The sequence below is a fragment of the Lacticaseibacillus styriensis genome, from assembly GCF_030770295.1.
In the GTDB taxonomy this organism is placed as follows: Bacteria; Bacillota; Bacilli; order Lactobacillales; family Lactobacillaceae; genus Lacticaseibacillus; species Lacticaseibacillus casei.
Window position 1 is genome coordinate 2,009,607 of sequence record NZ_CP132483.1, and the last position, 22,460, is coordinate 2,032,066.

General features: G+C 48.8%; 21 protein-coding genes. 2 read left to right on the forward strand and 19 right to left on the reverse strand.

Annotation, left to right across the window (positions count from 1 at the left end; genetic code table 11):
- Nucleotides 1-107 precede the first annotated feature (107 nt).
- The 7 genes from LACSTY_RS09575 to LACSTY_RS09605 all read right to left on the reverse strand — a co-directional run bounded on the left by LACSTY_RS09575 (nt 108) and on the right by LACSTY_RS09605 (nt 5,592).
- Complete coding sequence (locus LACSTY_RS09575; protein ID WP_010491536.1) at nt 108-770, reverse strand: amino acid ABC transporter permease; 663 nt, start codon at nt 768-770, stop codon at nt 108-110.
- Nucleotides 771-785: 15 nt separating this feature from the next.
- Entirely contained in the window at nt 786-1,430 is a 645-nt protein-coding gene (locus tag LACSTY_RS09580; RefSeq protein ID WP_047105698.1) for an amino acid ABC transporter permease, read from the reverse strand.
- A gap of 1 nt (nt 1,431) precedes the next feature.
- Entirely contained in the window at nt 1,432-2,256 is an 825-nt protein-coding gene (locus tag LACSTY_RS09585) for a glutamate ABC transporter substrate-binding protein (protein WP_047105700.1), read from the reverse strand.
- Between the two features lie 51 nt (nt 2,257-2,307).
- Nucleotides 2,308-3,045, reverse strand: a complete 738-nt coding sequence (locus LACSTY_RS09590; protein WP_025012879.1) for an amino acid ABC transporter ATP-binding protein — start codon at nt 3,043-3,045, stop codon at nt 2,308-2,310.
- A 363-nt stretch (nt 3,046-3,408) separates the two neighbouring features.
- Nucleotides 3,409-4,398, reverse strand: coding sequence for a DUF6681 family protein (locus tag LACSTY_RS09595; RefSeq protein ID WP_087912474.1), 990 nt, complete (start codon nt 4,396-4,398; stop codon nt 3,409-3,411).
- Between the two features lie 20 nt (nt 4,399-4,418).
- Nucleotides 4,419-4,877 carry a hypothetical protein gene (locus tag LACSTY_RS09600; protein ID WP_039639219.1) on the reverse strand — a complete coding sequence of 153 codons (459 nt, stop codon included), beginning with the start codon at nt 4,875-4,877 and terminating at the stop codon, nt 4,419-4,421.
- A 262-nt stretch (nt 4,878-5,139) separates the two neighbouring features.
- A complete protein-coding gene (locus LACSTY_RS09605) occupies nt 5,140-5,592 on the reverse strand; it encodes a Fur family transcriptional regulator (RefSeq protein ID WP_010491549.1) in 453 nt (150 codons plus the stop codon).
- 111 nt (nt 5,593-5,703) lie between these two features.
- On the opposite strand from LACSTY_RS09605, the gene LACSTY_RS09610 reads away from it, so the two are divergent.
- Entirely contained in the window at nt 5,704-5,817 is a 114-nt protein-coding gene (locus LACSTY_RS09610) for a putative metal homeostasis protein (RefSeq protein WP_010491550.1), read from the forward strand.
- A 65-nt stretch (nt 5,818-5,882) separates the two neighbouring features.
- Here LACSTY_RS09610 and LACSTY_RS09615 read toward each other — a convergent pair whose 3' ends face one another.
- The 7 genes from LACSTY_RS09615 to LACSTY_RS09645 all read right to left on the reverse strand — a co-directional run bounded on the left by LACSTY_RS09615 (nt 5,883) and on the right by LACSTY_RS09645 (nt 12,667).
- Nucleotides 5,883-6,485, reverse strand: a complete 603-nt coding sequence (locus LACSTY_RS09615) for a nucleoside/nucleotide kinase family protein (protein WP_087912475.1) — start codon at nt 6,483-6,485, stop codon at nt 5,883-5,885.
- A 118-nt stretch (nt 6,486-6,603) separates the two neighbouring features.
- Nucleotides 6,604-7,011: a GNAT family N-acetyltransferase gene (locus tag LACSTY_RS09620; protein ID WP_087912476.1), complete on the reverse strand. Its 408-nt coding sequence runs from the start codon at nt 7,009-7,011 to the stop codon at nt 6,604-6,606.
- Nucleotides 7,012-7,216: 205 nt separating this feature from the next.
- Nucleotides 7,217-8,404, reverse strand: coding sequence for a C40 family peptidase (locus tag LACSTY_RS09625; RefSeq protein ID WP_087912477.1), 1,188 nt, complete (start codon nt 8,402-8,404; stop codon nt 7,217-7,219).
- A gap of 298 nt (nt 8,405-8,702) precedes the next feature.
- A complete protein-coding gene (gene tyrS / locus LACSTY_RS09630; RefSeq protein ID WP_087912478.1) occupies nt 8,703-9,974 on the reverse strand; it encodes a tyrosine--tRNA ligase in 1,272 nt (423 codons plus the stop codon).
- A gap of 383 nt (nt 9,975-10,357) precedes the next feature.
- Nucleotides 10,358-11,131 carry an HAD hydrolase family protein gene (locus LACSTY_RS09635; protein ID WP_087912479.1) on the reverse strand — a complete coding sequence of 258 codons (774 nt, stop codon included), beginning with the start codon at nt 11,129-11,131 and terminating at the stop codon, nt 10,358-10,360.
- An 85-nt stretch (nt 11,132-11,216) separates the two neighbouring features.
- The gene (locus LACSTY_RS09640) at nt 11,217-12,161 is read right to left on the reverse strand and encodes a cation diffusion facilitator family transporter (RefSeq protein WP_087912480.1); all 945 of its coding nucleotides are present in this window, start codon (nt 12,159-12,161) and stop codon (nt 11,217-11,219) included.
- Nucleotides 12,162-12,307: 146 nt separating this feature from the next.
- Nucleotides 12,308-12,667, reverse strand: coding sequence for an ArsR/SmtB family transcription factor (locus tag LACSTY_RS09645; protein ID WP_087912481.1), 360 nt, complete (start codon nt 12,665-12,667; stop codon nt 12,308-12,310).
- A gap of 249 nt (nt 12,668-12,916) precedes the next feature.
- Between LACSTY_RS09645 and LACSTY_RS09650 the strand changes: the two genes are divergently transcribed.
- On the forward strand, nt 12,917-13,846 hold the full coding sequence (locus LACSTY_RS09650) for an FAD:protein FMN transferase (protein WP_087912482.1): 930 nt from the start codon (nt 12,917-12,919) through the stop codon (nt 13,844-13,846).
- A gap of 104 nt (nt 13,847-13,950) precedes the next feature.
- On the opposite strand, the gene LACSTY_RS09655 is transcribed toward LACSTY_RS09650, so the two are convergent.
- From LACSTY_RS09655 to LACSTY_RS09675, 5 genes are all read right to left on the reverse strand, one after another.
- Entirely contained in the window at nt 13,951-15,729 is a 1,779-nt protein-coding gene (locus LACSTY_RS09655; protein WP_087912483.1) for a glycoside hydrolase family 13 protein, read from the reverse strand.
- Between the two features lie 251 nt (nt 15,730-15,980).
- Nucleotides 15,981-18,398 (reverse strand): glycogen/starch/alpha-glucan phosphorylase, encoded by a 2,418-nt coding sequence (locus tag LACSTY_RS09660; protein WP_087912484.1) that lies wholly within the window; start codon nt 18,396-18,398, stop codon nt 15,981-15,983.
- A 149-nt stretch (nt 18,399-18,547) separates the two neighbouring features.
- Nucleotides 18,548-19,993: a glycogen synthase GlgA gene (glgA, locus tag LACSTY_RS09665; protein WP_087912485.1), complete on the reverse strand. Its 1,446-nt coding sequence runs from the start codon at nt 19,991-19,993 to the stop codon at nt 18,548-18,550.
- Nucleotides 19,986-21,155: a glucose-1-phosphate adenylyltransferase subunit GlgD gene (gene glgD, locus LACSTY_RS09670; protein ID WP_087912486.1), complete on the reverse strand. Its 1,170-nt coding sequence runs from the start codon at nt 21,153-21,155 to the stop codon at nt 19,986-19,988. The genes glgA and glgD overlap by 8 nt, the downstream gene beginning before the upstream one ends.
- Complete coding sequence (locus tag LACSTY_RS09675) at nt 21,152-22,294, reverse strand: glucose-1-phosphate adenylyltransferase (protein ID WP_010491565.1); 1,143 nt, start codon at nt 22,292-22,294, stop codon at nt 21,152-21,154. The genes glgD and LACSTY_RS09675 overlap by 4 nt, the downstream gene beginning before the upstream one ends.
- Nucleotides 22,295-22,460: the final 166 nt, after the last annotated feature.

Consider the following 22,460-nt stretch of genomic DNA (forward strand, 5'->3'; position numbering starts at 1 on the left):
TACCGCACACGCAACATTGAATCCGTCCCATATACTAAATCGACTCTGGCAGCGCACATTGATGTGCTGTCAGAGCCGATTTTGGTGATGTTTGCCTGCTTAAAAGCCTAGTTCGACTGCACCAATCGCCGATCCAACCAGCGACTCGCCAATGACAAGGCGTAGTTGACAACGAAGTACATCACAGCCAAGGCGACAAACATGGGAATCATGTAGTTAATGTTCTGCCCATATATGATTTGCGCGTGGTACGTCGCTTCTGGCAACAGGATAATCGTGGCTAGTGACGTGTCTTTGACCAGTGAGATGAACTGGCTGACAATCGGCGGAATCATTTTCTTCAGCGCCTGAGGCATGATGATATAGCGCATCGCCTGATAAAATGTCAGGCCATTGCTGCGGGCTGCTTCCATTTGCCCACGCGGGACGGCGTTGATGCCTGACCGGACGATTTCGGCTAACATTGCCGATTCGAAAATGCTCATCGCCACAATGGCCGCAATGATGACGTTCAGGCGAATGCCGATTTCCGGCAGCGCAAAGTACGTAAAGAACAAGATCAGCAGCAGTGGCAAGTTCCGAATCACGTCAATAACAAAGCCGACAATCGCGGAAAAGTATTTAATGTTGACATAACGCGCTAAGCCTAAAATCACCCCGAGAACGAAGCTGAAGAAGATGGAAGCAACAGAAACTTCCAAGGTCACGCCTAGTCCCTGAAGCAGGTAGCGTAAGTTGATCCAAGAATACGCGTCGATAAAATTATGCATCAGTCCTGCTCCTTTCTATGCGGTGACCCACTTTTTCTCAAGATAACGCATCAGATAACTTAACGGCATGGTCAAGATGAGATAAAGGATCCCGACGATCAGGTAAGTATCGAACGTCGAAAAGGTCGTTGCCGCAATGAGTTTGCCTTGATACATCAGATCGAAGCCGGCAACGAAGGCCAGAACCGAACTGTTTTTAACCAAGTTAATGAACTGATTGCCCAGCGGCGGGATCACAATTTTAAATGCTTGCGGGAAAATGATCTGCGTCATCGCTTGCGTATAACTCATTCCGATACTGCGAGCACCTTCCATTTGGCCGCTGGGAACCGCTTCGATCCCTGCGCGTACGGTTTCGGCGATAAACGCACTCGTATAGATTAACAGGCCAATGGTGCCGGCGGTGAAGCCATCGATTTTGACGATAAACTGCGGCACGATCACATAGAAAGCCAACGTGATGACCAGCAACGGAATGTTCCGCACCACCTCGACATAAATTCGGCCGATGATACGCAGCGCCTTGAATGGGGAAATTTCCATCAACGCAAACAAGGTGCCGATGATCAGACTGCCGATCAATGCAAGAATACTGGCCGCCAAGGTATAGCCAAGTCCGGAAAGAAAGGTGTTCCAGTTATTGGTAAGAATCGACCACATATCATTCCACCTCCTTAAGACTGAACCCTGGCACATCGCCAAACCACTTTTTGATTAGCTTGGCATAGGTGCCGTTTTGCTTGAGTTGTTTGATCGCCTTATTGACCGCCTTGACAAACGGCCGCTGCCCTTTGTTAATGGCAATCCCATAAGGCTCCTTGGTAAAGGTGCCACCAGTAACAATGTAGCGGTTATCCTGTTCAGACATCCCGTACAAAATCCCGTTGTCGGTGGTAAGCGCATCCCCTTGCCCAGACTTCAAAGCGGTAAACGCTTGAGCATAATCCGCCAGCTGAAGCACAGTTGTCTCAGGTGCCGCCTTTTTGACGTTGTCGACAGAGTTGGAACCCTGAACGCCAATGACCTTTGTCCCTTTCTTCAGGTCCTTCACGGTTTTAATGGGACTGCCTTTTTTTACCAAAAGACTTTGGCCGGCATTAAAATAAACATCGGAAAAATCCAGAATCTTCTGACGCTCTGGGGTAATCGTCATGGTAGCGATCACGGCGTCAACGTTACCGCCTTTGAGCATAGGTACCCGGGTATCACTAGTCACCTGAACCAGCTGGGCGTTCCCCTTCTTACCTAAAATCTGTTTGGTCACAGCTTTGGCCATATCAACGTCAAAGCCTTCGATTTTATCGGTTTTAATATTCATCAAGCCAAAAAGTCGGGTGTCGGCTTTAACGCCCCACACAATGGTATTGGTCGCCTTGGCATGGCTCAAAATATCCCGATCCGCGACACTTTTCCCGCAACTGCTAAGCGGTATCATCATTAACAACAACACCAGCGGCAGGAGCATGCGTTTCCACATCTTTTTCATTTAACACACCTGCTTTCATAAAGTATCCCATCCGTAACTGGTCTTGTTGGGCTAATGATTGATGATCTTACTGATGAATTCCTTGGCCCGCGGTTCTTGCGGATCATCGAAGAATTGGTTGACATCGCTGGAGTCGACCAGAATCTGGCCATCATCCATGAAAACAATCCGATTGCCGACGTGGCGGGCAAAGCCCATTTCATGGGTGACTACAACCATTGTCATCCCTTGCTCGGCGATTTTTTGCATAACATCCAGCACATCACCGATCATTTCCGGATCCAGCGCACTGGTCGGTTCGTCGAACAAAATGGCTTTCGGCTTCATGGCAAGGCTACGGGCAATGGCAACCCGCTGCTGCTGCCCACCGGATAACTCGCCGGGAAAACTGTCCGCCTTGCTTTCCAGCCCGACCATCTTAAGCAAATCGCGGGCTTCCTGTTCAACTTCGGCTTTATCACGCTTCAGCACCAGATCAGGCCCGAGCGTGACATTTTGCAACACGTTCTTGTTGGCGTACAGGTTAAAATGCTGAAAAACCATGCCGACATTTTTGCGAATGCGGTTCATATCGGTTTTCTTGTCGGCTAAATCAAAGTCATTAACAATCAGCTGACCGGACGTGATCCGCTCAAGCCCATTGATGCAACGCAACAAAGTACTTTTACCAGACCCTGAAGGCCCGATTATCGTGACCACCTCGCCGCGATCCACTGTTAGATTAATATTTTTTAATGCTTGGAATTTGCCAAAGTACTTGTTAACGTCATGAAATTCGATCATTGACATTTTAGAGGACCTCCTTGGGTTCACTAGCTCTTATCATGGATTTTACATAGAAAACTAATGATGCGCAAATATTTCTTTTAAAAATTGAGCATTTATTCTGCACGAAAAAAGAAGAATGCCGGTTTTCGGGACTTTTGCGGATGGGTGGGCGATGTTGGCATTTGGTGAGCAGATATTGCAGAAACGGATGGCTTGTTTCTCAGCATGCCGAAAAGGCTTTCGCACGCAACATAATATTTTATCTGTATTCACAAACAAAGCCAAGCAAAAAGCCGCGGCATCTCACCTTGACTGATCGTCAACGTGAAATGTCGTGACTTGCTGACACTATTTTGGTATGGGAGGTGACACAGTGTCACTCTCTTATTTCTGACGCCTTCTACTTTCCCGGGTTGGAAATTGCTGGGACTCTTGCTGCTCCAGCTTGGCCGTCGCATCGTTATCAAGGGCGTGGCGTCCTTCTCTAGTCTCCTGTGGTGCTTCTGACTGCCGCTCCTCCACTTGATGCGTATCAGTATCTACCTTTTCCTGAGACACTGCTGGCGACTTATCCTGATACGCCAGCTGCACAGTCAGGCTGTATGGCTGCGATTCTTTACGCAACCCACTGCGACCCAATAACTTCTGCTCGCCGCCAATCAGAAAGACGTTGGCGGCCACCAGATGATAGTCCTGCGCCGCTTTTTCAACCGGTAACAAGCCCACCCGCTCAACAGTTGCGATGGGTTTGGCCGTCAGCGCGTTTAAGCCACCGGTAATAATCAGCTGATCGTTGACATGTTGCAAATCAAAAAACGGCAACGGATAGGGTGCGCCAATAGCGAGAACCGGTTGCTGCGTCTCCTGCGCAACTCGTTCAATCGCTTTGTCGTCCAAGCCTTGATAATTCAAGCTCAAAACGCCTTGCTTAACCAAACTGGCAACCAACGCATCAAGATTCGCTTGTTGGTCATCGGTTAACGCAACATCCGCTGTCAGCAGTTGTTCTTGGGAAAAAACACCGTTAGCTGGTGCCGCGCCTAATTGCGTTTTCAGCTCATTTTCAACGGCGGTTTTCTTTGCACCATTGCTGCCCAGCCATTTTTCAACTGCTGGCGAAATATCGAATCGCGTTGTTTTGTTCGTAAAATAATAAAGGAAGTTCAACCCAATAAAATACAAAAAGACAACAAACGCCAGCAGGAACAACGCCCCGCGGATCCGAAAATCCGGATAACGCAGGTTTTCAATCGCAACATAGAGCAAGTAAAAATTAGCGAAAAATGCCACCCACGTGAAGGCCTTGCCTTTGGGTTTATCAGCAATGTTAAAGTAGCCCAGCACGCGGTTGATAATATCAATAACAGTTAACATGATTTCATCCTTTCCGCGGCTTATTGGCCATTCGTGCCGGTTGTGTCGGTTCCTTGATCAGTACTTGTCTGGTTCTGATCAGTGGTTTGCCCATTATTGGTGGAAGCGGTGCTTGGTGTGGACGTCACAGAAGATGTTGACGCCTTTGAGGTCGAAGTTGCCGAACTTGGTGTCGACGTTGCACTCGCGGTACTGGTCGTTTCGTTATTGTTCTCCTCATGACTCGGCTGCGTCTGCGACTGGCTAGCAGCAGACGGCTGGGACGCCGAAGTTTGACTTGGTTCCGGCTTTGACGAGGCTGAACGCGCAGCCTTAGAAGCCGATTCGGATTTTATTTTGGATACCAACGAACTCTGATCGGTTGCCGATTTAGGCTGATTGACCGGGTTAATCGTATTAACAATGTTATACGCACTAATCAAAACAATCAGCGAAACAATGGCAGTCGGCGGTAATAATGGCGGTGTTCGATAAGCCATGTAGCCAGCTCCTTTCATTCATCGTTTCATTTTACCCCAAAAGTAGCAGGAAGCACCTTAAGTTACCGCTAAAATTATACGCTACTTATAGCGTTGGCCAAAGTGGTGCGCTTTTCAACAATCGTGAGATGGCTACCTATGCATGAGCCACATTTGAAACATGCAACACGACGCATAACTAAAAAAAGACATCAGAGAATGGCTATCTCTGGTGCCGATACATCTACGGAGCACATCTGCGTCATTTACTTGCAACTGGTCGTTAGGCGTTAGCTTCTTTCAAGCTGTTCGCCCGCTTTTGGCATTCCGCGCACAAACCATAAAGTTCAAAATTGTGGCTTTGAATTTTAGCGCCCGGAACCTGATCTTCAAAGTAATTCAACGGACACATTTTAAGTTCAATCACTTTGCCGCAGTTCGTACAGATAAAATGGTGATGATGCGGATGCTGGAAATCACACTGCAGTTTAACCACGATTTGATCGTCTTGCATGCGACTTTCCAGGATGCCCATTTCGATGAATGATTTGACGTTGCGATAAATCGTATCATGCGACACCCCAGGGAATTGCGTGCGCATATACCGATCCAGAATCGTGACGGCCGTATACCGATGCTGGTTCCTGCCCAGATAGTCCACCATTGACTCACGTTGTTTGGTGACCCGGTAACCGTGTTGTTTTAACTGCTTTAATGCAATTGTTGTGTTATCCATGGAAATAAGCTCCTTTGGCTTGACACTTTAACTCAAGACGTGTAATGTATCAAATCGTATTGATTACGATTAGTACCATTTAGTGTAACACGCCTGACAGGAGGAAGCAATATGGCTGAAAAAACCGATTATGCATCTGCTGCACGTCGTTTGAAAAGTAAGAATCCCAAGACCCGCTCACGCGCTAAACGTGTGATTAAGGCCGTTAAGAAACCGACTAAATAACCATTGACAGATACCAAAATAGATTGAACGTGGCCTTTTGCTATCACATAGCGAAGGGTCACGTTTTATTTTTGTTCCGGATTCAGCGACATTAAACCGCAACTTTTAAGCGCCAAATCTTTCATGAACCGATCAACTTGTTCCCGTGCTTCATCCCAACTGTCATTTTTGATCACCGTCGCAAACGGCTTGAGTTCAGCCGGCAAGGTTAAATCCCGCTTATATTCAGGACTCTTCAGCCGAGCTGCCACCATCGCCGGATCATCGCCGCGGCCCAATAAGCGATCCTTCAGAACAGTCGGATCATCAATAGTGAGGAATAACACCACGACTTCTTTAGGGAGCTCCTGAACATAAGTGATCGCTCCTTTAGTATCCAAGACAATACTTAAAAAAGGATGCTTCGCCCAATTTTTCTCAAGCGATTCATGTGAAGAACCATATTCATAGCCAGCATAAGTGACCTTTTCGATAAAATGTTTCGTTGCAAAACTTGCCGGCGTTTCAAAATAATAATCGACGCCATTCTTTTCACCCTTACGCGCCGGACGGGTGGTGTGCGTCATAACGCGGTGAATTCGGTAGTTATCGCGCAGATACGCACTCACCGTTGTTTTGCCGGTACCTGTTGCCCCTGTGATCACAATCAACTTATGTGCCGCCTTCATGATCCGCCTCCTTGAATATTGCCTCGATTGTACCAAATCAGCGCCGATTCGTCAGCTGAAAATCAACATTGAGCGGTATTTAAAAACGAAATCAAGCTAATCGTTTCTACTCGAAGCTTCAGGACAAGTCCTGGTAAAAAGCGACCACCCCAAAATGATCACTCGACACAAACCCGATCTTCTCGTAAAAGGCGCGTGTGTCTGGCTGATCATCCGTTAACAGAACGCGCTGCCGCACTTCCGGAAAGTGATCGACCAAGGCCTTTACCAATTGGCGGCCAATCCCTTGACGTTGATAACCGGGGTGTACCAGCAGATCCTGAATAAAAAGGATCGTTTCACCGTCGCCCACTGCCCGAATCAACCCGACTAACCGGTCCCCATCAAAGGCACCCAGAACCATGAGTGACTGTGCCAAGGCTCGTTTTAGTTTTGCGGGATCGCGCGTGTACATCACCCATCCAACCGCTTGATATAAGGCCAATACAGCTTCGTCATCAAGTTTGCGATTGTCAATCTTGATCATTCTTTGTCCCCTCCTAGTGAGCGTAAATCTACGCTTAGTTCAAGCAATGATTCACACATAATTATCAGTTTGAGCATATTGTCGCATAGAACGCCGATGATAGGCTCACAAATCGCCCGATTATTTTGAACTTATTTTAAAGAAAAAAGACCGGCCACCATGACCGATCTTTTAAATATATATTTTGCAGGATGTGAACAACTAATTAAAGACGACGGCCAAATTCAGGTGCAAAGTAAGCCATGCTTTGAACAGTGACACTCTGACCCGGTGCCGGCGCATGGATGTACTGGCCATTGCCGATGTAAATACCGACATGATAGGCACTGCCAACGCCACCCCAGAAGACTAAGTCGCCGGCCTGAAGATCGGAAACCGCCACGTAAGAACCGAGTGTGCTTTGGGCTTGCGAAGTCCGTGGCAAGCTAACGCCGGCTTCTTTAGCTGCATAGTAAATCAAACCTGAGCAGTCAAAGCCTGAAGGTGAAGTGCCGCCATAAACATATGGCACGCCGAGATACTTAGCAGCGTTACTTGCGATGCTGCCGCCAGAAACCGAAATCGTGTTGCCGCCAGTTGAAGCAGATGCCTTAGAGGAGGTCACGCTCGTGCTAGAAGCATTGTTACTTGCAGACGCAGTGCTTGACGCCGTTGAAGTAGAAGTGGTGCTTGCTGCGGCACTGACTGCTTGTTGTGCAGCTGCAGTTTTGGCAGCTTCTTCAGCAGCCAATTCAGCTAACTTGTCTTTATTGGCATCGAGCATCTTCTGTGCGTCGGCAGCCGCTTTGTCAGCATCTGCCTTCAAGCCATCAATCTTGGCCTTATCGCTTTCAAGTTGCGCCTTGGTTGCAACCAGGCTCTTTTGCTTGGCTTCCTGGTTGGCCTTCAAATCCTTGACTTTCGCCTCGGAATCTTTAACCGCCTGCAGAGCTTCGGTGCTAGCCTGACTCAACTTGCTAACAGTAAAGGAACGACCCACCAAGTCGGTCAAACTACTTGAATTCAAAATGAAATCAAAATAGACATTGCCGGTAACCGAATTACCGACCCGTTTTTGCAAGGAGATCAATTGATCTTTCAAATTATTCTTGCGTTGGTTGACTTCTTGATTGGCTTTCGTCAGCTGGCCGTCAAGATCAGTGATTTTAGCTTGGCTATCTTTGATCTCAGCCTCGGCCTTTTGAATCGCCAAAACCTTGTTGGAAACGTCATTACTCAGCTTCGCGCTTTTATCGTTAGCTGCCTGAAGCTGTTTCATCAAATCATCGTTCTTCGCTTGCAAACTTGATTTGTCGTCTGCCGCGCGAACGGTTGTTGCTGCTACACCCGAAACCCCAACACCAGCTAATGTTGCAACGGTGATAGCGCCCGTAACTAATTGCCGTAATCTCATCTTTATCGCCACTCCTGCTTTCATTTTGTTCACAATTGTCACATTAACACTGAACTATTACAGGCTTGTTACAAGGCCGTTACCATCAGAATACTTTCGCAATTAAATCAACATTATTTTATGATCATATTGATAATTAGTTTACGCCCTAGTTATATTTTCGCGTTTGCATGCAAAAAAACAGGGACAAAGCGCGGCTTCATCCCTGACTTTTTGCAGTACCTGTCATTTAATTTTTACTGGTAAATTTTTTAGTTGGCAACGTTTACGTAGTTGATCCAACCATCAACGACATCGTTTATTTGATCTTAACCAGGAAGTACCGCTTTTTCCCGCGCCGAACAATAACATACTGGCCGGCAAAATGGCTGCTTGGATCAACTTCAAAATCGAGCTCGCGTTGGCGTGTCCCGTTAATCGTGATCGCACCATTTTGAATGTCCTCACGCGCCTGCCGCCGACTCGGTTCGATTTTTGTCGTATCTACCAACCAGGTGACGATATTCTCAGCAGTTTTCGGCGCTTCCACCGTTGGAAACTGCTTAAATCCCTGCTTGATTTCTTCAGCGCTCAAGTCCGCGACATCGCCGGAGAAAAGTGCGGCACTGATGCTTTCGGCTTGATCCACTGCTTTTTGGCCGTGAACAAACTTCGTGACAGATCGGGCCAATTCCCGCTGTGCTTCGCGTTTTTCCGGATGCGTTTTAGTTGCTTCAACCAATTCCGCAATGGCATCCCGTGACAGGAACGTGAAGAACTTGAGGAACTTTTCAACATCGGCATCATCCTGGTTGAACCAGAATTGATAGAACTCATACGGCGAGGTCTTTTCCGGATCAAGCCAAACCGCTCCGCCTGCGGATTTACCAAACTTGGTGCCATCCGCCTTGAGCATCAGTGGATTCGTGAGGCCGTAAGCACGAGCATCAGGACCCTCAATCCGATGAATCAGGTCAATTCCGGCTGTGATGTTGCCCCACTGATCGGCACCACCAATTTGCAGCTGAACGTCTTCGTGCTTGAACAGATGCAGAAAATCAACCGACTGCAGAATCTGGTAGGTGAACTCGGTGTATGAAATCCCGGTTTCCAAACGGCTGGCTACAACTTCCTTATTCAACATGTTATTGACGGAAAATAGCTTCCCGTAATCCCGCAAAAAGTCCAGCATCGAGATTTTCGATAACCAATCATAATTATCGACAATCCGGAAATCTTCCGTGCCAAACAGATTCTCCATTTGGGCAGTCAATTTCTTTTTGTTGGTGGCGATGGTGTCCATCGTCTGCAAAACCCGCTCAGAATTACGCCCGGACGGATCCCCAATCGAGCCGGTTCCACCGCCGATAACGATCACTGGACGGTGGCCCATCAGCTGAAAACGCTTGAGAATCATAAACGGGATCAAATGGCCGACATGCAAAGAATCGCCGGTCGGATCCGTCCCGCAATAGACACTGACCGCTTTCTCTTTGGTCAACTTGCGCAAACCATCTTCATCTGTTAGTTGGTTCAGTGCTCCGCGCCATTTTAATTCGTCTAAAATCTTACCTCGTTGTGTTTCTGTCATCAGTCGATTTCCTCCTATTTGTCATGTGCGCGAGCCGCAATGTTCACGCTTCTTCATAACGCGTTCGCTGGCGCAGAAGCCGGCTTACGCTCAAAAAAAATCGTCCCTGATCTTATCAATAAGATCAGGGACGACTTTCACCGCGGTACCACCCAAATTATGCTATGCATCACTCTCATGGATATCGGCATGACCCGCGGCCAGTGTTTTTTGAGTTGTAATTCATGCTGTTAAGCGCAACGGTTCGCAGCAACCACCGTTTTTCTGAAGACTACCTAACACCACTACTGCGGCTCAACTGGTAAATGATATGTCAAATTTTACCACAGGTTCGTGATTTGTACAGACCAGACATTCTAAGCTGAGCACTTTCCTCAATCTGCCTAATTTTTAAAGGACTCGTCCTTGAGCAATCCGTCTAGAGCTTTTAGAACGCCCTCATTTGATGCAGGATACCACTGATCAGGATGATCGATGCCTGCGCGTTTAGCAGTCAATAACGAACCGATCCAAACACTTATTTTAGCGTGCAGCAATAAAGCCCGATCATTTGAATCGTTACCAAATGCCACATAGTCACCAGGAAACAGTGATTGTGCAGTCGTATACTTATTTACATCGCGAGTGGTTAAATCAAGGTTATGTTCACCGAGAGAAGTCACTACAGATAAAGATGTCTCACTTTGCAGACTGCCAAAAAGTTGCACCATTTGTTGGTCAGTTAGATTTAGAAGGATAATCTTGATCGGCTGTAGGATATCCTCTAAAGGTCGTCTATGCGCCAAGTGGCCTGGGTCTAACTGTTTAAAAATGGGACTACTCGAACTTAAGCGTGCCGCATAATCCCATGACCCATCAACAATGTAATCCAGTTTTTCTTTTGCAATAAGCGTTTTTACGTATTGATAATCATCATTGTCGATTGTTCGACAAAAGGTGATTCTCCCATGTTGAGAGACAATGGAACCATTACCGCCAATTAATGAATCACTAGCGAAAGGCCCCACAATAGGAATGAGGTCCCGGACCGGCCGTGCAGATGCAAAAATAACTTCATGATGCCGTTGTTTGAGCCGTTCAAGCAACATTAGAATACGTTGGTCAATTTTTTGTCCGTCAAAACTGAGCGTTCCATCAACATCAAAAATAAACTTCACGGCAAATCTCCTATAGTCACTAGTCTCTCAAACATGATTCTTTAAATTTATTTTTCAACCCACTGGTATCGTTCTGATCACCGTATTAATTTTGCGGATCTTGCGGCGCATCATTCGGCGGCAAGTCGGCTGGATACGTTTTGACATCGGCGTCGAGAATATCATACTTATCCATCAGCTTCCGCTCAACCTGCTCGCCTAACTCATACGAATCGGCAACGGTCATCTTAGGATCAACCCGAATGCCAATCGTGAGCAAAACTGCATCGCCAGCGTACCGGGCTTCAATGCTTTGAACGCCAAGGACGCCGGGCACTTGGGTAATCGTTTGCCGATACGCCGCAATTTTCTTGGTGTCAAAGCCATCTGTCAGTTCAAAAATGGCATCCCGCAAGATGGTCCAAGCTGCATACAAAATCAAGATCCCGACAGCAAGCGCAGCACCGCCATCAAGCCATAACCAACCGGCTTTGGCCCCCAATATGGCCAGCAAAGTACCTGTGCTGGTTGCAGCGTCTGAGAAACTGTCCTTAGACGCCGTCCTCAAAACACTACTGTTAAGTTGTTTGGCGCGAATATGATTCATTAACGAGATGGCGCCCATGGCTAATCCGGCCGCCAGACTCACATAAACTGCCAGTATGCCGGGGACTTGGACTTTGCCCTGAGCCCAAGCCTGCAAGCCGTGATACCCATCCAAGACAACATCCGCGCCAACCACCAGCATAATCAAGCCGGAAAATAAGGTCGCAATCGTTTGAAACCGCCAGTGGCCAAAACGGTGCTCGCTATCCGGTCGCTGTTGGGAGATTTGCAGCCCCCAAAGCAAGATAAGTGCTGAGGCCACCCCGGTCAGGTTATTCAACCCATCCGCGGCTAAAGCCCGAGAATGGGCCAGCTGGGCAATCCACAATTCAGCCACCGTCAAACCGCCATAAACAAATAAATTTAACGCGGCGGCATGCTGGGCGCTTTTAAGCCGCGCAAATCGGCGCTGTTCATCTTTTAAAATATTGCGGCCAGCATCCATGCTAATCCCCCTTGTTGAATAGACTATTTAATAACTATTATAAAGCATCAATGTGGCCGTACCACCGTAAAATATTTGCTTTAAATGACGTAAGCGTTTTCTTACAAAACTTTTACATTTCTCACGCCAAATCGCGGATCAGCCTCTCAGCTATCCTGTGATTCCCCATTCTCATATTCTTCCGTCTGCCGCCTTAACGCACTGGCAAGACGTTCCAACCGCGCAATGGTGTCGTCTAACGTTAAGTAGTAATAAATCATATTCCCTTCGTGCCGGGATGCGACCATACCGATGTCCTTCAGCCGTTTCAAATGATGCGACGTTGCCGGTTGCGACAACCCAATCGCATCGGCGAGATCGCTGACCTTAACGCCTGAGTTATTTTTAGCGGCGCCAAGCATCATAATGAGCCTTTGACGATTCGTATTTGACAATGCGTTGAGATGACCGATGTCTTGCTTGAATTCTTTTAGCGCTTCCTGTTGTGCCGAACTGTACGCCATGATTTCCTCCTCGTGATGTTACTATGGACGTGAGCCAGCCCGATTAGAAACCGGAGTGTAAGTGAAGTGACTTAGGCCAATTGCGTCCAAGTTACTTACACGCAGGTTTCCGGGCTGGTGAACGCATTATGGAACCCCAGATGAATCCGTTACCATTCACATCGAATATTACCTAAAATCGTAACGATTGCAACAAATATGCAAACCGTTCATACTGTAACCAAGAACAACCAACGACTTTGGAGGTGCACTATGACAACGACCACAACCTTTCACGGCTTAGGGGCGGATAACACGCTGACCATTTACACAGACGGCGCCAATGAACTTCTGAATCAAAGCGTCAGCATGATTCGCGCTTATGCCCATTTACTGTCGCTTTATGACGAAGAATCCCTGCTCGTCATGATCAACAATCAGGCCGGCAAAACGCCGGTCCACATCCCTGTCCGCCCAGTCTTCAATCTCATTGCCCAAGCGATTGCCTGGAGCAAGCGCGGACTTGGTTATAATGCGTTAATCGGTCCGATTGTTAAGTTGTGGCGGATTGGTTTTGCCGATGCCCGCATCCCATCGGCCAGTGAAGTCAGCGCTGCTTTAGCCTTAACCGATCCAAATCTGGTTGAACTGGATTCGGAAAATCAAACCGTTTTTCTACCTAAAGAAGGTATGGCGCTTGATCTGGGTGGGATTGCCAAAGGGTTTATTGTGGATCAGGTTTACGATTTGTGGGACAAAACCGGTGTCGAAGGCGGTCTGATTGACTTAGGCGGCAACCAACGACTGGTCGGCAAAGCAGCCAGCGGGATTCCGCTATGGCAGTGGCCAATCGCCGATCCGCGCTATCCTGAAAAGCGCAGCATCGCGACCCTGACAACCGAACCAAAAGCAGTGGTCACGACCGGCATTTTTGAACGCCAATCCAAAATCGCCGGCAAGGAATATCACCATTTAATCGACCCCAACACGGGCTATCCGGTTGAGTCCAACATGGCCAGCATCACGGTGATCGCGGACAATGGCCTCCTGGGAGATGTTTTATCTTCCGTCGGCTTCTACGCCGGCATTCCGGCTGGATACGACGCCATCGAGGCAGAAGGTCAGGAAGCCATTTTCGTCACCAAAGACACCCGCGTCTATCAGACTAGCGGCCTGCGCGAAACCTTGGCCATTACGGTATAGCAGGATAAAGCAATATTAGAACACAAAAACAGCAACCAACTGTCGAAAACGCCGGGTTGCTGTTTTTTAATGCCTGGATCGGTTATCAAAAGCCAACCTTGTTCCTAAAGTTCCTGCCAAATCACGTTGCAAGGCGGCACCATGGTTCCCACCGGTAACAACGAGCGCAGGTTTGCCGGAACTAGCTTGGTATTGGCGTCCTGCAACGCTTGCGGCGAACAGGTTGGGTTGGCCAACACCACCAGCGTCTGCTCTTCGTTCTGGCGGACAAAACCGAAACTGTCCTCAAAAGTAAACGGAAAGAACGCAGCATCTGCCGCCAATGCCGGCTGATCAATTCGAGTCTGAATCGCAATCTGGTACAAATCCATGATCGCCTGATCTTCATGCCCCCAAGGATAAAAGGCACGGTTATCCGGATCCTTTCCCCCAGTCAGCCCGGCTTCGTCGCCGTAATACAGACACGGCACCCCCGGCAACCAATAGAAAAGTGAAACCAGCAATTTCAGCTTCTGACGATCGCCATTCAAAACTGTTAAAATGCGCGCCGTATCGTGGGTCCCGATGTTATTAAAATTAAAATCAAACGCATTCGGCGGATAATTTTCTTTTAACGTCATCAATTGCCGAACAAAACCGGCCGCATTGAGCTTGCCACCGACAAAATCGATCAGCATCGACCGCAATGGGTAGTTCATGACGGCATTCAGCTCACCGCCTTCAAAATACTGGCGCCGCTTGCCATAAGCCTGCTTGTTAGACGCATCTTCCCACACCTCGCCAATCAAAACACGCTCCGGGAACTGATCAAGAGTACTTCGAATCTGCCGAATAAAGCCATCGGTCAGTTCGTCAGCAACATCCAGCCGCCAGCCATCAACGCCCATATCCGTCCAGTAACTGATAACGGAATCCTTTTTGGCGGCAATAAAGTTATGAAAATCCTGATTGTCTTTATTAATCGCCGGCAGATCCTTCACGCCCCACCAGCTATTGTAATCGTCTGGAAAGCGTTTAAACGAAAACCACGATGCATACGGCGAGTCCAAACTGTTGGCCGCCCCGACATCATTGTATTCATTCACCGCATTGAAATACCGACTATCCGCACCGACATGGTTAAAGACACCATCGAGAATGACATGCATCCCCTGCAGATGCGCCGCCGCCAAAAACTGTTTAAAGTCATGCAACGTGCCCAAGACTTCATCAATTGCGTAATAATCGCCGGTATCATAACGATGATTGCTCCGCGCCTGAAAAATCGGACTGAGATACAATGCATTAATCCCACGCGCGGCCAACAACGGCAACTTTTGCTGAATCCCAGCTAAATTACCGCCATAAAAATCCCACCTGAGAACTTCGCCGTTATTCCCGCGAATATACATTGGCCGATCCGACTGCCGCCCATAGATAAATGAATTAGCTTTCGGAGCATTCACATGCCCATCGGCGTTGCCATTCTGAAACCGATCCACAAAAATATGGTAAAAGCGGGCATTCTTGTACCAATCCGGCACGGGATCAAACGCATGCACCACCGTCAGCTGATAGCTAACCACATCCGCATTGTCCGAATAAGTCTGCCCCAAGCCGCCATAACCACCGTCAACCGCGCCAAAGCGCTGACGGCCTTCATCGGTTTGCAGTTCAAAATGATAAAACCACAATCCCGAAGACGGCGGCACAAAAGTAACCGTATAACCATTCGGACTCTGCGTCATCGGCAACGACTGCGCCTGATCCCACTGACCATCCGCAGCAATCACCAACGACGCCTGCGTCACAGCACCATCAGCCTTAGCCGAAAAATGCACCAGCGTCCCCTCCCGAACAGCCCCAAACGGCCGCCGATCGGTAAATGAATCGAATTGAAACATGTGAACCTCCTGTTAACATACTAAGGCAACGAGCGATTAAACGCAGAGTGCCAAGGCGGAGCAATCGGAGGCCATATGGGGCTCAGCTGTGAAATTGTTGTTGGTGGGGCGCCCTTTGCCCCGCCTACAACAAGGCCGAGCTTTGAGACTCAGCGGGCTTTGCTGAGGCTCAAAGTCGTGCCCACAGCGTTCCAGCCCCATATGGCCGGAGATTGCGGAGTTTAGCACGGAGCATCAGAGAACAAGTGAAACTAGCCTTCAGTATCCGTGCCATCATCCTCAGGCGTTTGCGGAACCACATGCCAAATCTCGCGGCCATACCGCTGAACCGTAAAGTCCGCCGAGAACCGGCCACTCTCCGCAATATTAACCAACGCCTTCTTCGCCCAAAGCTCCGGCTGCTGATAAAGCTTATCCAACCGCGCATTAGCCGCCAGATAACTCTCAAAATCCGCCAGCACGAAATACTCATCATTGTACATCAACAACGCATTGTAAATATCGCGGCCTTCCGTCTCAATCCCCGGAATCTTCCCATTCACCAGCATATCCAACACGGCATGCAACCGCGGATCCTTTTCATAAAAGTCCCGCGACCGATAATCACCGCGCTGATAGTACCCGGCAATCTCTTTTTCGGTTAACCCGAAGATCTCGATATTATCATCGCCAACCGCATTCTTAATCTCGATATTAGCCCCATCCAGCGTCGCCAAGGTCAACGCCCCGGCACTCATTAGCTTCATGTTACTCGTACCGCTGGCTTCCTTGCCGGCCGTTGAAATCTGCTCCGAAATGTCCGCCGCCGGAATAATCTTTTCGGCCATCGACACGCCATAGTTCGGCAAAAAGACCACCTGTAAATAAGGGCTGACATCCGGATCACTATCGACCATATCAGCCACCGCATTCATGACCTTAATGATCTCCTTGGCATACACATAACTAGGCGCAGCTTTTGCCCCAAAAATATGCAGCCGCTTCGGTCGCTTTTCACCGCGCTTAATCGCTAAGTACGCGTCCAGAATCCCTAAAAGATGCAGTAACTGGCGTTTGTAAGCATGCAGCCGTTTAATCTGTACATCAAAAATGGCATCAGGATCAACTTTCACATGAACAGTTTGGTCAATATATTTAGCCAGTTCCCGCTTATTCTCCGCCTTGGTCGCATTTAAATCGGCCAAAAAGCGCGTGTCGTCGATGTAGTCATGTAATTTACGCAGCGCCAATGGATTCTGCCGCCACGCCGTTCCGATTTTCTTATCCAACAAGTGCGCCAGCGGCCGATCGCCGATTTGAATCCAGCGCCGCGGCGTAATGCCGTTGGTTTTATTGTTAAACCGCTCCGGAAAAATCTGGAAAAGATCATGCAGCACATCTTTTTTCAGCAATTCACTATGAAGCGGCGCCACCCCATTCACCGCGTGCGAGCCGATGGTTGCCAGATATGCCATGCGCACCTGCCCGTTACCCAGCGGCGCAATGCGATCGATCATAGCTTGGCCAAACTGCGGTACAAAAGCCAACCGGAAGCGGCGATCGATTTCCTGCACAATCTGATAAATCCGCGGCAATAACCCGCTAAACATGTCAATGGGCCAAACTTCCAGTGCTTCGGAAAGCAACGTGTGATTCGTATAACTCATCACTTTGAGCGTAATGCGCCAGGCTTCATCCCAGCCCACATGCTCATCGTCCATCAACACGCGCATCAACTCGGGAATCGCCATCGCCGGGTGGGTATCGTTAATATGAATCGCCACTCGATCGGCAAACCCGGCCATGCTGTTGTGAGTTCGACGATAATGCCGGACAATGCTTTGAATCCCGGCACTCGTAAAAAAGTATTCCTGCCGCAATCGCAATTCCTTACCAGCATTATCCGAGTCATCCGGATACAGAATCTGGGTGATCTGATTAATCCGTTCGCGCTGTTCCAAGGTAAAATGCGGGCCAGCATTAATCGGCGCCTCAGCCGACCACAGCCGCAGATTATTGACAACACCATTGTGATACCCAACCATCGCCACGTCATAAGGCACGGCCAAGACATCATCGGTATTATGATAAATCACCCGCAAATGTCCGCTGCGACTAGGCCGCAACTCAACCCAGCCACCAAACTTTACGGTGACGGCGCGGTTTTCCTTACGGGTCTCCCAAGGAAAACCATTGCGCATCCAGTCATCCGGCAATTCGACCTGATAGCCATTCACAAACGCCTGCTTAAACAAGCCATATTGATAGCGAATACCATTCCCGTTGCCGGCCATACCAACACTGGCCATAGCATCCATAAACGCCGAAGCCAGCCGTCCCAGTCCGCCGTTACCTAAGCCGGGATCCGCTTCCGCAGCAAAGATCTTTTGTGGATGCAGATCCAATTCCTCCAAGCCAGCTTCAACTTCATCCAGAATCCCGAGATTCAGCAAATTTGATTGCAGCAGACGGCCCGGTAAAAATTCGATCGAGAAATAAAAGACCTGTTTGGTTTCTTCCTCGTCATAACGCTCCTTGGTGTTAGCCCAAGGCTGGGCGATATATGACCGTGTCAGTAACGCAAGCGCCTGATAAAGTTGCTGCGAAGACAGATCTTCAATCGGCGCTGCGTACAATTTTAAGGCCATATCTTTGAATTCCGTGATGAATTGTTCCTTCGTTAATGCCATCAAATATACACCTCATCAAAATAAACAACCGTAACCGTTCGCCTAAACATGAATAACGAGGTCCAATCAAATCTCCGCCACTTTTGGTTAGACGATGACCGTCTTACCTGCTTTGCGTGCGATTCGACCCGACCTCGTTGATTGCCACCTCATGCTTTGCCTAAAATTCGGTCATACCCCTTCAAATACGCAGCCGCCGAATGATGCCAGTCAAAATCCATGGCCATGGCTTGTTGCTGCAGTCGAGCATAAACCTTAGGCTGATCCGCGTAAACATTTTTGGCCATTCGTAAGATTTTCGCAAAGACACCAGCATTGTACTCCCAGAAACTAAAGCCGTTGCCGGCACCGGTTTCCGCGTTATACGGCGTCACCGAATCCCGCAGCCCGCCGGTTTCATGCACGATTGGCAACGTTCCGTACCGCATCGCCATCATCTGCGCTAAGCCGCTGGGTTCAAAGGCACTCGGCATCATGAAGAAGTCGGCCCCAGCATAAATCCGCTGCGCCATCGCTTCGTCAAAATTAATCCGCACGGCTAACTGCCCCGGGAAGCGATCCTGCATCGACAGTAAATCTTCTTCAAGATCGCGATCGCCGGTTCCCAAGATCACAACTTGAACATTATTCTGCACCAAGAAGTTCTCCAAGGCGTCAACGAGTAAGTCGGCACCTTTTTGGCGGGTTAGCCGACTGACCATCGCAAACAGCGGATCGGACCGCTTCGGCAAATGCATCTCGTCTTGCAAAACGCGTTTGTCCTTGGCTTTGCCCTTTAAATTCTTGGCGTTGTAATGATACGCCAGATGCGGATCGGTTTCCGGATCATACATTTCCGCATCGATCCCATTCAGGATCCCGACTAATTTACCACTTTGTTTGCGTAACGTGCCATCCAAATGCTCGCCAAAAGCCGGTGATTGGATTTCCTGCGCATAACTAGGACTCACCGTTGACACTAAATCGGCAAAATTGATACCGCCTTTAAGCCAGTTAACCGAGCCATCCTGAGCAAACCCATCATCATTAAAACTCTGGCGGCCAATTTGAAAGACCGTGTCCAGAATTGATGGCGGGAACCATCCCTGAAACTGCAGATTATGGATGGTCAATTGGGTTTTAATGTTTTGATAAGGACGAATCCAGCCATACTTCTCCTTCAACAGCACCGGAATAAACGCCGTGTGCCAGTCGTTGGCATGAATGATATCCGGAATCCACTCAATGACCTGCAGCATTTCGATCACGGCCATCTGGAAAAAACCAAACCGGCCGCCATCATCCCAGTAACCATACAGGCCATCGCGATCAAAATACTGGCGGTTATCGATCAGATAATACGTCACATCCCCCAGCTTAATCGTTTTAAGACCCACGTAAACCGGGCGACCACCCATTTCAATCGTAAAGTGCGTCAGGTTCTTAACCTTAGGCAGATACTTAGCCGGAAATTTCTTTTCGTAAAACGGAATGGCAACCCGAATGTCGACGCCTTGCTTTTTAATTGCTTTTGGCAAAGCATACGTGACATCACCTAAGCCCCCGGTTTTATAAAACGGAGCACTTTCTGCAGCAGTAAAAAGAACTTTAAGCACGAGCCGTCACTCCCTTACCATCTGGCTGAAAGACTTTCTGATTCTTGGCGAATACAAGCGGTTCTTCCGGGGTGCCTTCCAAAGCCAGGTTCGGCCCGATAATCACGCCTTTGTCCAGAATCGCATACTTCACGCTGGAGCCAGTGCCAACCTTGCTGCCTTGCATGACAATGCTGTGATCAACCAACGCATCGCGATGAATGTGGACATTGCGGAAAAGAATCGAGTGGTTGACGTCACCTTCAATGAAATCACCGGTGCCGAGCAAGCTGTTCGTCACTTTCGATTCGGTTGAGAAGTAAGTCGGAATTTCGTTCTTATTCTTGGTTTCAATCGAGTTGGCACTGTAAAGCAACGCCTGATAATTCTGATCTTCCAGCATACTCATGTTGGCATCATAGTAACGCTGAATCGTATTAAGTTTGGCCAAAAAGCCGGTGTATTCAAACGCATTGGCATTATTTTGCAACACGGCTTCGCGCATGATCTGCGGCAGGCGCTTGAAGGTCGGCGCTTCGGATGCGTCAATCAGCAAATCAATCAGGTCAATAGTGCCGATGAGATAAATGTCCATGAAGGCCGGGATTTTGCCTTCTTTAAGGTGACCGCGGTTTTCCGAGGCCGGCACAACTGAGCTGGCAGTCCCCAATTCGGTCATGTCCAACGTGAGATCCTCCGGCTGCATCGCCGTTTCGGGTAAATTTTTGTAAACGGCGGTGACGGGACTTTCACCGGCTTGATGGTACGCCACAATCGCGTCCACATCGACATTGGCAACATTTTGCGTGCCCATAATGATCGTGTATTGGGCGCTGCTCTTGCGCAGAAATTGCAGATAGTCATCATAATAACGGGCCCGCAGCTGCGGATCTTCGTAATCGCGGCCGGCCATATAGGGATACGTGAAAATGCCGCCGGTGATCTGATCCATGTTCCAAGTGGACCCGCTGCGAATGTGGTCGGTCACACTACGCCCGGATTTAGGCAGGAAAATCGCCACACTGCGAACATTGGCGTGATCCAGTGATGACAGCGGAAAATCAATGAGCCGGTAGCGCCCTGCAAATGGCAGCGTGCCGATCGGGCGGGCTGCCGTCAATGGCTGAATTTTGTCGTCTTTTTCATTCAGATCAATGATTGCTGCTAAATCGCCTTTTCTCATTCTTTTTCAGTCCTTCCTAAAACTTCCCCGTAACCGACAACACTAATTTCATTTGGTTTCCCGACAACTTTGCCATTGTCGCCGATGATCGCATTTTCGCCGACAATCGCGTGATCGACGGTGACGTTCTTACCGATGACAGCGTTTGGCATGATCATACTATCTTTAATGACCGAACCTTCCCCAATCTTGACATTTTGGCTCAAGATGCTGTGCTCAATGGCACCGGCAACATAGCAGCCGTCCACAATCATCGAGCCGGAGACTTTGGCGGTTTTGGTCAGGAACATCGGTGGCAGTGCTTCGTTTTGGCTGAAAATGCGCCAGTTGCGATTGCCGATGTTGAGCGGGTTGTTCGGATTCAGGAATTCCATGTTCGCTTCCCACAGACTCTGAATCGTCCCGACATCCTTCCAGTAACCCCGGAACGCGTAAGCATAACTGGCTTCGTTATGGGTTAGATACGCCGGAATGACGTCATGACCGAAGTCTTCCATTGCCCCATCTGTCGCATAACTTTCTGTCAGGTATTGCTTGAGCGTTGGCCAGTTGAAGATGTAGATCCCCATGGATGCCAAGTTGCTCTTTGGCTTGGCCGGTTTTTCTTCGAATTCGATAATCCGGTCAGTGTCATCGGTGTTCATAATGCCAAAACGCTTTGCTTCGTCTTTGGCGACGGGCATGACGGCCACGGTCAAGGATGCTTTCTTGGCTTTGTGGTAGTCCAGCATGGCTTGGTAATCCATTTTATAAATATGATCGCCGGATAGAATTAAAAGGTATTGCGGATTATAAGAATCGATATACGCAATATTTTGGTAGATCGCATGCGCCGTGCCTTCGAAGAACTTTTCGCCTTCGCTTGAGGCATATGGCTGCAGGATCGTGACGCCGGCGCCGCGTTCGTTCAAGCCCCAGCTAGCACCGTTTTGAATGTGGCGATTCAGTTCAAGCGGCTGGTACTGGGTGATGACCCCCGCGGTGTTTACCCCGGAGTTGGCTAAGTTGCTCAGGGTAAAATCGATGATGCGGTAACGGCCTCCGAACGGCACGGATGGCTTGGCAGTGGTTTTGGTTAATTTGCCTAAACGCGTGCCTTGACCTCCGGCTAGAATGATTCCCAACATTTCAGTACTCATGATTGCGGCGCATGTGGTGCGCCTTCCCCCCTTACTTCTTTATATAAAAAGGTTCTCTGATACACCGTGCCAAACTCCGCGATCTCCGGCCAGCTGGGGCTGGAACGCTGTGGGCACGACTTTGAACCCGCAAAAACCGCGGTTTCAAAGCTCGGCCTTGGTCTAA

Bases quoted from the DNA above. Each gene is read 5' to 3' on its own strand.
- LACSTY_RS09605 (WP_010491549.1), bottom strand. From the start codon at position 5,592: ATGGATAACACAACAATTGCATTAAAGCAGTTAAAACAACACGGTTAC.
- tyrS (WP_087912478.1), bottom strand. From the start codon at position 9,974: ATGACAGAAACACAACGAGGTAAGATTTTAGACGAATTAAAATGGCGC.
- LACSTY_RS09585 (WP_047105700.1), bottom strand. From the start codon at position 2,256: ATGAAAAAGATGTGGAAACGCATGCTCCTGCCGCTGGTGTTGTTGTTA.
- LACSTY_RS09660 (WP_087912484.1), bottom strand. From the start codon at position 18,398: ATGGCATTAACGAAGGAACAATTCATCACGGAATTCAAAGATATGGCC.
- LACSTY_RS09675 (WP_010491565.1), bottom strand. From the start codon at position 22,294: ATGAGTACTGAAATGTTGGGAATCATTCTAGCCGGAGGTCAAGGCACG.
- LACSTY_RS09615 (WP_087912475.1), bottom strand. From the start codon at position 6,485: ATGAAGGCGGCACATAAGTTGATTGTGATCACAGGGGCAACAGGTACC.
- LACSTY_RS09580 (WP_047105698.1), bottom strand. From the start codon at position 1,430: ATGTGGTCGATTCTTACCAATAACTGGAACACCTTTCTTTCCGGACTT.
- glgD (WP_087912486.1), bottom strand. From the start codon at position 21,155: ATGAGAAAAGGCGATTTAGCAGCAATCATTGATCTGAATGAAAAAGAC.
- LACSTY_RS09650 (WP_087912482.1), top strand. From the start codon at position 12,917: ATGACAACGACCACAACCTTTCACGGCTTAGGGGCGGATAACACGCTG.
- LACSTY_RS09610 (WP_010491550.1), top strand. From the start codon at position 5,704: ATGGCTGAAAAAACCGATTATGCATCTGCTGCACGTCGTTTGAAAAGT.
- LACSTY_RS09625 (WP_087912477.1), bottom strand. From the start codon at position 8,404: ATGAGATTACGGCAATTAGTTACGGGCGCTATCACCGTTGCAACATTA.
- LACSTY_RS09595 (WP_087912474.1), bottom strand. From the start codon at position 4,398: ATGTTAACTGTTATTGATATTATCAACCGCGTGCTGGGCTACTTTAAC.
- LACSTY_RS09590 (WP_025012879.1), bottom strand. From the start codon at position 3,045: ATGTCAATGATCGAATTTCATGACGTTAACAAGTACTTTGGCAAATTC.
- LACSTY_RS09655 (WP_087912483.1), bottom strand. From the start codon at position 15,729: ATGTTTCAATTCGATTCATTTACCGATCGGCGGCCGTTTGGGGCTGTT.
- LACSTY_RS09575 (WP_010491536.1), bottom strand. From the start codon at position 770: ATGCATAATTTTATCGACGCGTATTCTTGGATCAACTTACGCTACCTG.
- LACSTY_RS09640 (WP_087912480.1), bottom strand. From the start codon at position 12,161: ATGGATGCTGGCCGCAATATTTTAAAAGATGAACAGCGCCGATTTGCG.
- LACSTY_RS09620 (WP_087912476.1), bottom strand. From the start codon at position 7,011: ATGATCAAGATTGACAATCGCAAACTTGATGACGAAGCTGTATTGGCC.
- LACSTY_RS09600 (WP_039639219.1), bottom strand. From the start codon at position 4,877: ATGGCTTATCGAACACCGCCATTATTACCGCCGACTGCCATTGTTTCG.